Origin of the sequence: Staphylococcus sp. HMSC065D05, assembly GCF_001813195.1 — a bacterium.
Lineage (GTDB): Bacteria > Bacillota > Bacilli > Staphylococcales > Staphylococcaceae > Staphylococcus > Staphylococcus epidermidis.
Window position 1 is genome coordinate 76955 of record NZ_KV811769.1, and the last position, 13059, is coordinate 90013.

Annotated in this window: 11 protein-coding genes and 1 riboswitch; of the genes, 7 read left to right on the top strand and 4 right to left on the bottom strand. The window is 33.3% G+C overall.

The genetic code is table 11. The features are described from left to right. Positions 1 to 34: 34 nt before the first annotated feature. The 3 genes from HMPREF2897_RS10015 to HMPREF2897_RS10025 all read right to left on the bottom strand — a co-directional run bounded on the left by HMPREF2897_RS10015 (position 35) and on the right by HMPREF2897_RS10025 (position 3828). Positions 35 to 1948, bottom strand: a complete 1914-nt coding sequence (locus HMPREF2897_RS10015; RefSeq protein WP_002490644.1) for an FUSC family protein — start codon at positions 1946 to 1948, stop codon at positions 35 to 37. A 161-nt stretch (positions 1949 to 2109) separates the two neighbouring features. Then, entirely contained in the window at positions 2110 to 2400 is a 291-nt protein-coding gene (locus tag HMPREF2897_RS10020) for a putative quinol monooxygenase (protein WP_049387055.1), read from the bottom strand. 153 nt (positions 2401 to 2553) lie between these two features. Beyond that, entirely contained in the window at positions 2554 to 3828 is a 1275-nt protein-coding gene (locus tag HMPREF2897_RS10025) for a pyruvate MFS transporter (RefSeq protein WP_002458193.1), read from the bottom strand. Between the two features lie 492 nt (positions 3829 to 4320). Then, a riboswitch (TPP riboswitch) is annotated at positions 4321 to 4430 on the top strand. Positions 4431 to 4499: 69 nt separating this feature from the next. On the opposite strand from HMPREF2897_RS10025, the gene HMPREF2897_RS10030 reads away from it, so the two are divergent. From HMPREF2897_RS10030 to HMPREF2897_RS10060, 7 genes are all read left to right on the top strand, one after another. After that, positions 4500 to 5099 carry a thiamine phosphate synthase gene (locus HMPREF2897_RS10030; RefSeq protein WP_077756056.1) on the top strand — a complete coding sequence of 200 codons (600 nt, stop codon included), beginning with the start codon at positions 4500 to 4502 and terminating at the stop codon, positions 5097 to 5099. After that, positions 5092 to 6210 carry a glycine oxidase ThiO gene (thiO, locus tag HMPREF2897_RS10035; RefSeq protein WP_002447126.1) on the top strand — a complete coding sequence of 373 codons (1119 nt, stop codon included), beginning with the start codon at positions 5092 to 5094 and terminating at the stop codon, positions 6208 to 6210. Before HMPREF2897_RS10030 ends, thiO begins: the two co-directional genes overlap by 8 nt. Beyond that, on the top strand, positions 6194 to 6394 hold the full coding sequence (gene thiS, locus HMPREF2897_RS10040) for a sulfur carrier protein ThiS (RefSeq protein ID WP_002447125.1): 201 nt from the start codon (positions 6194 to 6196) through the stop codon (positions 6392 to 6394). Before thiO ends, thiS begins: the two co-directional genes overlap by 17 nt. Position 6395: 1 nt before the next feature. Next, a complete protein-coding gene (locus HMPREF2897_RS10045) occupies positions 6396 to 7163 on the top strand; it encodes a thiazole synthase (protein ID WP_002447124.1) in 768 nt (255 codons plus the stop codon). Between the two features lies 1 nt (position 7164). Beyond that, complete coding sequence (thiF, locus tag HMPREF2897_RS10050) at positions 7165 to 8163, top strand: thiazole biosynthesis adenylyltransferase ThiF (RefSeq protein ID WP_002491070.1); 999 nt, start codon at positions 7165 to 7167, stop codon at positions 8161 to 8163. Positions 8164 to 8270: 107 nt separating this feature from the next. Further along, positions 8271 to 8885, top strand: coding sequence for an undecaprenyl phosphate transporter UptA (locus tag HMPREF2897_RS10055; protein ID WP_002447122.1), 615 nt, complete (start codon positions 8271 to 8273; stop codon positions 8883 to 8885). 173 nt (positions 8886 to 9058) lie between these two features. Further along, positions 9059 to 11023, top strand: coding sequence for a fructose-bisphosphatase class III (locus HMPREF2897_RS10060; protein ID WP_070593112.1), 1965 nt, complete (start codon positions 9059 to 9061; stop codon positions 11021 to 11023). A gap of 222 nt (positions 11024 to 11245) precedes the next feature. On the opposite strand, the gene HMPREF2897_RS10065 is transcribed toward HMPREF2897_RS10060, so the two are convergent. Continuing rightward, positions 11246 to 13033 (bottom strand): cation:proton antiporter, encoded by a 1788-nt coding sequence (locus tag HMPREF2897_RS10065; protein WP_070593115.1) that lies wholly within the window; start codon positions 13031 to 13033, stop codon positions 11246 to 11248. Positions 13034 to 13059 lie beyond the last annotated feature (26 nt).

A 13059-nucleotide genomic window follows, 5' to 3' on the forward strand; every position in this document is an offset into this window, starting at 1 on the left:
TGTTTAATTAAACAATACGAGACATCTGTACTAATTAATCTTTTGTGATGGCCTGACGTTGTTCAGCACAATTACGTTGTATATTCATAAGGGAAGCACGGATGTAATTGTATTGAGGTAATGCTTGCATGTCTCTAAGATTTAAATCTGCTTGAAATTGGAAATGCTTAGCTATATTTTCAAATACAACTAAATATTCACCCATTAAATCATCATTTATTGTTTGTCGGTGTTTATTATTCATGGCACGCTCTAGCATAAAACTTATTTCCTCTAGAGCAAATATACTTGGATAGTAATACCTTACCGCTTCTTTATTACTAAACAATTCACCATTCGCTGAATTGTAAATCTGTGTCACATTACTGATTTTGACGTTTAAATTTAAACTTTCTACCCTATCACGTTCATTCGTTTCCTGTTTATTTTTTGAAAATAAATAATGAAATAAAATACCTTCTTTACGTACCAATTCGGCAATAGCATCAGATAACATTGAGGATGCAGTTTTACGCGCGAGTATGAATATACCAATAACTGCAATAGCTATACCTATTAGAACGTCAATAATTCGAGTGTATGCTATCTCAATATTTAAATTTTGAGAGGCTAGACCATTGAGCATAATGACCTGTGTCGTAATAAAAATAACTGCAAATGCATAGTTAGATGCCACAAACGCTTCCGTCATCATGGCTGAAAATCCCATAATGATAATAGCGAAAATAGGATCGATATGAAATGCCAAGATTCCCGACAAAACAATAGTCCCTATTATTGTTCCAATACCTCTAGCAATTGACCTGTCTAACGTACGAATCGTTGTCACATTACCTAACATGATGGTATGCGCTGACAATGGCACCCAATACGCTTTTTGAATGTTAAATGCTAGAGCAATAAATATAGCCACTGCCATAATAACTGTATATTGCAAAGCATTTCTAAATACAATTGAGTCGAAAGTTAGATTTTGATATATTCGCTTGCTATATAAAGGCTTGCGAATATCTGCTTCATATTTAATTTGATTATCGTTTGCGTGAATCATTTCATCTATTTTCAAAATATGATCCATTAAATTTTGAAATTCTGGTGCCACATCAACAACTTTTGACCACGGTCGATATTGTTTAGGTTGTTGAACACTTTTAATAATATGATCCATCATTTCAACTAAGTCATTTGGTAATGGACGAATATGATTTTCATTGAGTTCTAGTAATTCTGAATATATCCCTTGTGCTGATGTGTGTAATAAAATTAATTTCTGAAACCTTTTACTTAATTTTCCATTACCACCTGATGTTGAAGTAATTAAAAGTTTTTCAGAATTTCTAAATTCTGTAACAGCATTTCGAGCATATGCTTTGAAATCCTCTGGCTCATCAAAATGATGTAGCAAGTTATGTAATGTTTTAAAATCCGCATGAATTGCTCTGTCTTCTGCTTTCTCTTTAGCAAATATGATTGTTAAAATTACTGTTATGGTTGCCAACATACCACCAATGAGAATTGCAGATCCACGTAAAAGCGCTTCTTCTGGGGCTATCGGTAAGTTTATAGATAAGCAAAACGTTACTAAAAAGAATGTCGATGATGGACCAGCGATTTTTAGCGCATTAAACGTATAATATGGGATTGTAACAACAATCAGTAATAGTAATCCAAATAAAATAGGCTGAGACACTGTTAAGGTGCCAAGAATCATGCAAATAGTAAATGATAGTGAACATGTGATGACTGTTTTTAACATAGATTGCGGTGATCCACTAAAAACGTAGACATGTGCTAGCGTACCTGTTGATATTAAAATACCAAACATAGGGAATCCTAATAAGTAACCTATCAATGCTGGTAGTATCATTAAAAATCCTTGTCGTATTCCTTTAGCTATATCAATTTTTGAACGGTCGAAGTGTATCAAAGAGTTAATGATTTGTTGCATCCCAATCTTCCTTTCTCTAACATCCCACAAATTCAATTAAAAAAGGACAGAACATATACTTCATACATTTATTGTTCTGTCCTTCATCAACATTGTTGAGAATTATGATATTTAGTTATTATTTTATCACATTGTCACTTTAGAGTAAGTACAGATTGTGATTATAATTGAATAGGTTGACTTACATCAATTTGAGGTTCTTCAATTAAATATTGACTAATATTATCACTAAAAACTTTAAAGTGATCTGATTGATTGTGTGCTTGAACCGCTTGTTCGTCTTTATAGTTTTCAACTACGACAAAGACATTTTCCTCAGTTACATCTTCGTAATGATGATAGAATAAATTACCTTCTTCTTTTCTAGAATTTATGACTAATTCATTCATAAGTTTTAAATAATCTTCGCGTTTATTACCATCGATTTTTAATTTTGCGTTAATAATAATCATTTTAGTCAACTCCTATACATATTAATTATAAGTTTAGCAGTTTATAACTGATTAAAAAAACAATTCGCTTATCGCTTCCATGTTCTATACCACATAATAAAAGAATAAACACACGCAATGATATGAATGTCATTGCATGTGTTTCAAAAAATATTATTTATTAACGTGTTCTTCACTAACAACAAGAGGTTTATCTGGTTTAACGAAGAACCATAGAATTGCTGCTATAATAGCCGGAACAATTAAGAGTTGTAATGTCATTGACCATCCTAAATGATCTACAACAATTCCTGCAAGTAAAGGACTAATAAGTGCGCCAACATTTCCCCATAAGTTCATCCAACCTGACACAGTTCCAGAGAAATTACGACCTAAGTCAGTGGCTGCAGCCCAACTCATTCCCATAGAAATACCTACGCCACCTAAACAAAGTGATAACCAGAAAATGGTTACATATAAGTTGTCTGTATGTACTGCTAAGAAAATTGAAATTGAGAATACCACAAATCCCGCAATGGCAATTACGCCACGTGCAACAAAACGTGATTGACCTGTATTCAAAATCTTGTCTGAAATAGCTCCAGCAAATAAAATTAAGAAGAACATAAATAACCAAGGTAATGCACTGATAGTCATTTCTTTGAAATTCACATGATATTGTTCAGTTAAATATGTTGGTAACCATATTAGGAACAACGCGATAACAAACTGAACTACAAAGTATTGCAATGCGATTGCGTAAAAACTGAAATGACTTAAAAAACGTTTCCACGGTGGTAAAGATTTCTCAGTCGCGACAATATCACGATTTTGAGTAATAAATCTTTTCTCGGCATCGTTTACCATTTTATGTTGTTCTGGTAAGTCTTTAGCAATAATTGCCCAAAGAACTGCCATTAAAATTCCTACAACCCCGAAAATGTAGAAAACGGCTTGCCAGTTAAAAGCGTTGACAATGGCTATCGTGATGATAGGTGCTAAAACTGGACCAAAATAAGAACCTGCTAACAACGCACTAGATGCACGACCTTTTTCATTTTTAGCGAACCAAAAAGAGTTAAAAACCGCATTGGATGGATACATTGGCGCTTCACCAACACCAAATAAGAATCTAATAAAGTAAAGTAAACCATGGTGTTTAATCATCCCTGTTAAGATAGTAAATGCACTCCACCAAACTAAAGCGACAGTAATCATTTTACGTGGTCCAAACTTCTCTGCTAACATTCCCGAAGGTACTTGCATTAATGCATATCCTAGGGAGAAAAATGATGCTAATAAACCAAATTGTGTCTTAGTTAACCCCAAATCTTTCATCATCGGTACTGCAATATAAGATATGTTAGATCGATCCATGTAAGCAATAACCCCAATAAAGAAGAACCCTATTGCAAAATACCAACGAACATTACTACGTTTTTCTTTCATATTTGTTTCCTACTTCCATTTGTATTCTGTTGTTTCTTATTATGATGTCGTTATGTTTCAGAAATCCCCTCTGGTGACTGTTTTAACTTCAATTTTTAAAACAACTATTAAGTTGTAGCGCTACAATTTTTTATTAATATAGCACGTAGTGTAAACGGTTACAATACTTTTTGTGAATTTTTTTTGAACTTTTTAAAATTTTTTGTGTATTTTAGATGCATCTTACACCTTTATATCTTTTACCGCGCCCCTTACACCCTATTCTCACAATATACTAGCAATCATTAGTTATTGATTTTTAAAGATGGTTTCTAAATATGTACTTGGCAAATTAAAGTTTAAAAATGATTCGCAAATGATGATAATAACTTTTAAATGAATACGATATCTACAAATTACTTAATAGAAATTGTAAAGAAATTTGAAGTCTTTTATTAAAGGTAGTAAAATATTGTAAACGAAACATTTAATATCTTGTAAATTAATTTCATATTTAACCACTGGAAGTGCCTTTGTTTAAGGCTGAGAGTAAAGAACTGACTTTATAATTCCTGGAACCTGATCCAGTTCATACTGGCGTAGGGAAGTGGCGACGCTCAATTTTATGAAGTCATACTAAAGCTCAACGCTATTTCCCAATTTAAGGGAAATAGCGTTTTTTTATTGTAGAAATTGGGGGGATATTTATATTTATTGCGATTACACATCATAAACAACTGACTAGGGACGATTTACAGCATTATAAACATATCGAAGAAGCTATTGATGGCTTGTTATTTCGCACTTCCATGAATAACGAAGAAAACAAGGACATGATTCAATCTTTACTTCAATTGGGTTTTAGTAAAGATAAAATAATTATTCACAGTGATACGACACTATTAGAGGAATTAAATCTTAAACGTATTCATTTTAAGAGTAATGATACAACTGCTTTCGCATATAAAGCAGCACATCCTGATATTTATGTAAGTATGTCTACACATGACGTTGAAACAGTAAAACGATGTTATGAAAATAATTTAGATTATGTCTTTTTGGGGCACATTTTTCCGACCGCTTCACATCCAGATACGCCACCACGTTCTAAAAAGACCATTCAACAAGCATTAGATGTTCCTATCCCTATTTATGCTATTGGTGGTATCAATGAACATTCGATTCAAAAGATGCCACCTGGATTTAAAGGTATATGTGCCATATCATATTTTAACAATGCTTCACTAGAAGAAATTAAACAATTAAGAAAGGAGTGGTCTACTCATGCATGATGTACTAATCATTGGTTCAGGAGTTATTGGTATGTCAATTGCAAGACACCTCAGTGCAACACACTTAGATGTTGCAGTCATAGATAGAGATGTACCTGGAAAGCATGCGTCATATAAAGCTGGAGGTATGCTTGGCGCACAAAATGAATTTACAAAGGATAGTGACTTGTTTCAATTAGCCATCGAATCTCGTGCTATGTTTCCACAATTAAGTAAATCATTATTAGATGAAACAGGCATAGACATTCAATTTAAAAATTCAGGACTTATCAAAATTGCTAATGAACACGATGATATCTCATCTATAAGACGACAATATCAATTTCTGAATAGTCAAGACCGTAGTGTCAAACAATTATCAGATGATGACTTGCTACAACTTACACATGGTGAAGTTAAACCTTCATACGCGGCCATTCATATACCGCATGATGGTCAAATTAATGCACATCATTACACACTGGCATTATTAGAATCATTGAAGTTAAGAGAGATTAAGCGTTATGCGTCTACAGAGGTCACTTCAATAGAACGGCATAATGGCTATTATTCAGTGAAAACCAATCAATCTTCAACAATTGAAGCGCACAAAGTTATCGTTGCAGGTGGCGCATGGTCTTCACAATTATTAACACAATATCATTTACAACGACAAGTGATTGGCGTTAAAGGAGAAGTCATCTTATTAGAAAATAACGATCTTGCACTTACTGAAACATTATTTATGACTAATGGTTGTTACATCGTTCCAAAACAACCCAATCGTTTTTTAATTGGTGCGACGAGTGAATTTAATAATTATTCTGTCGGTACTACAGATGAAGGTATGGATTGGCTTCTTCACCATGCATATCATCGTGTACCTCAACTAAAAGACAGTCATATACTGAAGAAATGGTCAGGAGTAAGACCATACACAGAAAAAGAAATGCCAGTCATGGATCAAATTGATGATGGCTTATACGTGATAAGTGGTCATTATCGAAACGGAATATTATTGTCACCTATTATCGGTCGTGACATTGCCAATTGGCTACTTTCTGGTATTAAACCATCACGTTATTCAAGTTTTACAGTTACAAGGAGGAATAATCATGAAGTGTATCATTAATGGCGACCTCTTCACTTTCGATCAGGATCAATCGATACAAGAGGTTTTACATTCACTTGAGTTAGACCCAAAACGAGTGATTGTTGAACTAAACAAAGAACTTATCAAGCAAGACAAATATGAAGAATATACTGTAAGAGAAGACGACAGATTAGAATTACTAGAAATTGTTGGAGGCGGTTAATATGTTTAAAATAGGAAATTTAGAATTACAATCTCGTTTACTTTTAGGTACTGGAAAATTTGAAAATGAAGAGGTTCAATCAAAAGCAATTGAGGCATCTGAAACAAATGTACTTACATTTGCAGTAAGACGGATGAATTTATATGATCGTAACCTACCTAACCCACTTGCAAACGTTAATTTAAAAGATTTTATCACTTTTCCAAATACTGCAGGTGCCAAAACAGCTCAAGAAGCTATCAGAATTGCTGAAATTGCTAGTCACGCAGGTGTATGTGACATGATTAAAGTCGAAGTCATTGGCGATGACGAAACATTATTACCTGACCCATTCGAAACATACGAGGCATGCAAAGTATTGTTAGAAAAGGGCTACATTGTTTGTCCTTACATCTCTAATGATTTAGTTTTAGCTCAACGTTTGGAAAAATTGGGTGTACACGCAGTCATGCCACTTGCATCTCCTATTGGCACAGGTAGAGGTATTAATAACCCATTAAATTTAAGTTATATTATCGAAAATGCTAGTGTCCCTGTCATCGTAGATGCTGGTATTGGTTCCCCTAAAGATGCGTGTCATGCCATGGAGCTTGGCGCAGATGGTATTTTACTCAACACAGCCATTTCAGCAGCAAAAGATCCTGTGAAAATGGCTGAAGCAATGAAATTAGGTATAAATGCCGGCAGACTTTCATATGAAGCTGGACGCATTCCTGTTAAGTATACTGCACAAGCATCTAGTCCATCAGAAGGTTTAGGGTTCTTGTAAAATGTCGCGTTATGAACGTCAAACACGCTTTGCACCATTTGGAGAAGAGGGACAGCAAAAGCTATCTACCTCTCAAATACTTATTTTTGGTGCTGGTGCTTTAGGAAGCCATATTGTAGATCAACTCGCACGCATGGGGGCTCATCATATTGCAATTGTCGATATGGATATTGTTGAAATTTCAAATTTACATCGACAAACACTCTTCGATGAAGAAGACGCACATACTTTAATATCCAAAGTAGAAGCAATCAAGCATAAGGTTAATCAAATTAATACAAATGTCAATCTAACAACTTATGATTTAGAAGTTACTTCATCAAATATCGAAAATTTGATAAAAAATGTCGAACCAGACATCATCATTGATGGCATGGATAACTTCAAAATACGATACCTGATTAATGAGGTTTGTCACAAGCATCAAATCCCATGGGTTTATGGTGCAGCTGTTGGTAGTAAAGGATCAGTATATGGAATAGATTACCAAGGACCATGTCTAAAATGTTTATTGCAAACAATTCCTGACACAGGGGAAAGTTGCGCTATTAATGGCGTACTTCCCCCTGTTATATCAATGATTGCAAGCTATGAAGTAGCAGAGGCCGTACGTTATCTTTCAGGAAAAGGATTTTCTAAGCAATTAATCACTATCGATGCATTTAATATTAATTATAAGTCAATGAATGTAGATGCACTCAAAAATGAAGATTGCCCAGTGTGTGAAAAACATGAATATACGTTACTAGAAAGCCAACAAGAACGTACCATTGAGGACTTGTGTGGGAATGCTTATTTATTTAGATTCCCACCTAAAGCTTTTAAACACGCTGCCCATTTCCCTGGAAATATGGTGAAATCTACTTCCTTTGCCAAATTAATTCAATATCAAACTTATGAATTCACCTTGTTTAAAGATGGTCGTATGAATGCATATGGTATACACAATGATGAAGAAGCACATCATCTATACAATACGTTGTTAAAATCCATACGCTAATTAAAGTAAGATTGTTACCCTTTCAACCTGTTTCTTGTTAAAATAACTTATACTTAACATCAAGTTTACGACAACTCGATTAATTTAAAAGGAGAAACTAACGTTGTATGGAACAAATTATCACTGATTTTATTAGTAAGTGGGGTTATACAGCGATATTTATTTTAATCTTATTAGAGAACGTATTACCTGTCGTTCCATCTGAGATTATTTTAACTTTTGCAGGCTTATTATCTGTGAAATCACACTTATCTATTTGGACATTATTAATCATAGCAACAATTGCTTCATTCATTGGTTTACTCATTTTGTATTATATTTGTAGACTTATCTCAGAAGAGAAATTATATCGTTTCGTTGATCGACATGGTAAGTGGATGAAGTTAAAAAGTAAAGATTTGAAACGGGCAAATGATTGGTTTAAAAAGTATGGTGCATGGGCTGTATTTTTATGTCGTTTTGTCCCGGTACTTCGAGTATTAATTACAATACCTGCTGGCATTAATCGAATGAACGTTATACAATTTACAACTTTATCTTTAATAGGTACTACAATTTGGAATTTTGCTTTAATACTGCTCGGTCGTTTGCTCAGTGACAGTTTTGACGCTTTGATGAATGGTATTCATACATATTCACGTATTATGTATATCATTATTATTATTGCAGTCATATATTTTGTCATACGTTATTTAATGAAACGTCGTCGCAGTGTTAAATAAATGTTGTGCTAAGTTTTCCGTTTCTTAACGGTTAACTTAGCTTTTTTATTAATTTTAATTTTATGATACGCAATTATTGAAAATTAATTGGTTTTTCAAGATAATCTATGTAAGCGCATTATTATAAATAATCGTATCGTTAGGTCGGAAAATATAATTAGAGGTGACTATGCATGACCCATATTACAGAAAGTGAAATGAAAGAAAAGTATCTAGATTTACTCTCACAAAAATTTGACAGTGCAGAAAAACTTGCTACTGAAATTATTAACTTAGAGTCAATCTTAGAATTACCTAAAGGGACTGAACATTTTGTCAGTGACCTTCATGGTGAATACGAATCTTTCCAACATGTTTTAAGAAACGGATCTGGAAATGTGCGTGCTAAAATTAATGATATCTTCAAAGATAAATTATCCCAGCAAGAAATCAATGACTTAGCAGCATTAGTATACTATCCGGAAGAAAAACTAAAATTAGTTAAAAATAATTTCGATTCTATCGGAACATTAAATATTTGGTATATTACAACCATTGAACAATTAATTGATTTAATTAAATATTGCTCATCAAAATATACTCGTTCAAAATTGCGCAAAGCATTACCTGAACAATACGTTTATATTATTGAAGAGTTACTTTATAAGAGCAATGAATTTCATAATAAAAAGCCTTATTATGAAACACTAGTCAACCAAATTATTGAATTAGAGCAATCAGATGATTTAATCATTGGCCTTTCCTATACTGTACAACGTCTTGTCGTAGACCATCTTCATGTCGTGGGCGATATCTATGACCGTGGTCCTAAACCTGATAAAATTATGGATACATTAATAAATTATCATTCTGTAGATATCCAATGGGGAAATCATGATGTATTATGGATTGGCGCCTATGCTGGTTCCAAAGTATGTCTTGCGAACCTACTACGAATCTGTGCACGTTATGATAATTTAGATATTATCGAAGATGCATATGGCATCAATCTACGTCCTTTACTTACGCTTGCTGAAAAGTATTACGATGCTGAAAACCCAGCGTTTAAACCTAAGAAACGACCAGATAAAGACGTCAGTCTTACAAAGCGCGAAGAAAGTCAAATCACAAAAATTCATCAAGCAATTGCGATGATTCAATTTAAACTTGAAATGCCTATTATTAAGCGTCGTCCTTCTTTTGAGATGGAAGAACGTTTAGTTTTAGAAAAAATAGATTATGATAACAATGAAATCACTATATATGGTAAAACATATCCGCTTAAAGATACTTGTTTCCAAACTGTAGACCCTAATAATCCCGCTGAATTACTAGCAGAGGAAAAAGAAGTCATGGATAAGCTATTACTTTCATTCCAACAATCTGAAAAATTAAGACGTCATATGTCATTCCTTATGCGAAAAGGAAAATTATATCTACCATATAATGGCAACCTTTTAATTCACGGTTGTATTCCCGTCAATGAAAATGGAGAAATGGAATCATTTGAAATTGAAGGTGAACGTTTAAGTGGTCGTGATCTACTCGATGTTTTTGAATACCATGTAAGAAGAGCTTTCGACCATAAAGAATCTACCGAAGACATATCTACAGATTTAGTATGGTATCTTTGGACAGGTAAATATTCATCTTTATTTGGTAAACGTGCCATGACAACGTTTGAACGTTATTTTATAGAAGATAAAGCATCTCATAAAGAGGAGAAAAATCCTTATTATTACTTACGTGAAGATGTTGATATGATACGTAAAATGTTAAAGGATTTTGGTCTTAATCCAGATGAAGGACGTATCATAAATGGTCATACGCCTGTTAAAGAAATTGATGGTGAAGATCCAATTAAAGCTGATGGTAAAATGTTAGTCATAGATGGAGGGTTTTCAAAAGCTTATCAATCAACAACTGGTATTGCCGGATACACACTTTTATATAATTCATTTGGTATGCAATTGGTCGCACATAAAGAGTTTAATAGAAAAGAAAAAGTGTTATCAATGGGGGCAGATGAATTGTCAGTAAAACGCGTTGTAGATGAAGAATTGCAACGTAAAAAAATTAGAGATACCAATATCGGTAAACAACTGCAAGATCAAATTGATATCCTCAAAATTTTAATGCACGACCGATATTTAAAATAATATCTTTAAACATATTTAGTAAGTTGATGTGTAATAACATATCTTATCTCCTAATAACTTAAATTAAAAGCGCCCGTACATACACTCATGTACAGGCGCTTAATTCATGTGCTAAAGTATGCTATGTTTTATTTTCAATTAATTAAAGGTCACATCATTGATTATCTTTTCAAAAAACAAATTAATTTTTTAAGTATGACTTTTTGTAACTTACGCAACACATTAAGTTAAATAAGCATTTTTTAAAATACCATAAATACCAGTTTCATGTTCAGGTATATCTCTATTGCTTCGTTTAAACGTCACTTCTTTATCTTCATTGATATGATAGATTAACATATCATTTTCCGTAATTTTTTCATAATCTTCTGCCGGTACTTCAACAATATTATGTTGTGTAATAAATTGATTAAACCAACGTGGGGTATGATTTTCATCAAATAATATATGATTTCTAATTGGACCATTTAAATTGTTTCGTGCTTGCTCATCATTAAAAGATACTGGCATCATATCTACATTATTCAAGCCAAATTCAGGTACCAATTCATTAAATGCTAAACTGTTAAAGATAAACGATTGTGTCATCAAAATACATTTATTATAGCGTAATAAATCAGAATAAATTCTATCATTGCTAGATAAAAGATTACCTTTAAATACTTCGAACCCAGCTTCGTGGGCTTTTTCTGATGTGTTTTCAAATAAGTTGAACATCATGACGGGTATACCATGATCCCTTAGATTAATACCGAGATGGAATGAAAATTCACTTTCTCCGACGATGATTACGCCAGGTGGCTCCGTACTTGCTACACCGAACAGTTTACTTAAAGGTGTAAAACCGAATCCATAAATGACTACAGTGATAAATACAAGACCAAAGGTTACTGGTGTAATATATTGAGCCATAGGAATTTTATCGTCCATAAATAAACTTGAGAAGAATTGTGCCACTGTTAAAACCACAATACCTCTAGGCGCCATTAGTGCTACTACTGCACGTTCCTTTTTAGTTATTTCAGTACCTAATGTTGAAAGAAGCACTGAAATTGGTCTTACTAATACAATCATAACCAAACTAAAGAGTATGAGCTGCCAAGATAACACATTGAGCAACACATCTTTAGTTAAAGAGGACGTAATTAAAATAAATACAGTACTCACAAGTATAGAAGATGCATTATCTATAAAGTGGTCTGATTCTTTAAAGATGAGATCATGACGTTTTTTACGCGCCATCATTAAGCCGAAAATTGTTACAGCTAGTAAGCCTGATTCTGATAATATCTCATCGCAGATACTAAATGTTAAAAGAATAAATACAAACTGAATGGGTGGCATTAAACTTTGAGGAATTTTATCTTGACCTATAAGCCAATTAAATAGAAAGGCTGCACCAAAACCTATTAAAATTGCAGCTAAGAGTTTCAAGATAAAGAGAATAATAACGACAAAGCCTATCCCTTCCTCAAAAATCTGGAATACATAAAATGCTGTGAGTGCAATAATAGGTCCAATAGGATCCAATATAATACTTTCCCATCTTAATACTGAATCGACATTTCTTTTTACTTTCGCTTGCTTTAATAAAGGTTGAATCACAGTTGGACCAGTGATTAAAAATAGACCCCCAATCACAAACGAAATGGATAAAGGGAAACTCATTGTTATATGTAAAGCAATCGCTCCTAAAATCCACGCAATCCCTGCACCTATAGTTATAATTCTTATAACAGCTTTAGAAATGCCTTTTAATTCTCTAAAATCTAGATTACTACTACCTTCAAATAAAATAATTGCTACAGCAAGAGATACAATTGAACTAAATGCCTCAGGTCCAAGTGCCTCTTTTGGATTTGCTAATCCAAAAATAGGTCCTACAAGTAAACCTACGATGGCCATGACAACAATCGATGGCCATTTTATTCTACTCGCTAACCATTGACTAAAAATGCCTAGTGCTAAGAACAACACAATCGTTAGCATCACGGGCAATTCCAATGACATATTAAACACCTTCTTTATTTCCAATT

Coding starts and splice junctions, on each gene's coding strand:
- HMPREF2897_RS10015 (WP_002490644.1), bottom strand. CDS start 1,948: ATGCAACAAATCATTAACTCTTTGATACACTTCGACCGTTCAAAAATT.
- HMPREF2897_RS10020 (WP_049387055.1), bottom strand. CDS start 2,400: ATGATTATTATTAACGCAAAATTAAAAATCGATGGTAATAAACGCGAA.
- HMPREF2897_RS10025 (WP_002458193.1), bottom strand. CDS start 3,828: ATGAAAGAAAAACGTAGTAATGTTCGTTGGTATTTTGCAATAGGGTTC.
- thiO (WP_002447126.1), top strand. CDS start 5,092: ATGCATGATGTACTAATCATTGGTTCAGGAGTTATTGGTATGTCAATT.
- thiS (WP_002447125.1), top strand. CDS start 6,194: ATGAAGTGTATCATTAATGGCGACCTCTTCACTTTCGATCAGGATCAA.
- HMPREF2897_RS10045 (WP_002447124.1), top strand. CDS start 6,396: ATGTTTAAAATAGGAAATTTAGAATTACAATCTCGTTTACTTTTAGGT.
- thiF (WP_002491070.1), top strand. CDS start 7,165: ATGTCGCGTTATGAACGTCAAACACGCTTTGCACCATTTGGAGAAGAG.
- HMPREF2897_RS10055 (WP_002447122.1), top strand. CDS start 8,271: ATGGAACAAATTATCACTGATTTTATTAGTAAGTGGGGTTATACAGCG.
- HMPREF2897_RS10060 (WP_070593112.1), top strand. CDS start 9,059: ATGACCCATATTACAGAAAGTGAAATGAAAGAAAAGTATCTAGATTTA.
- HMPREF2897_RS10065 (WP_070593115.1), bottom strand. CDS start 13,033: ATGTCATTGGAATTGCCCGTGATGCTAACGATTGTGTTGTTCTTAGCA.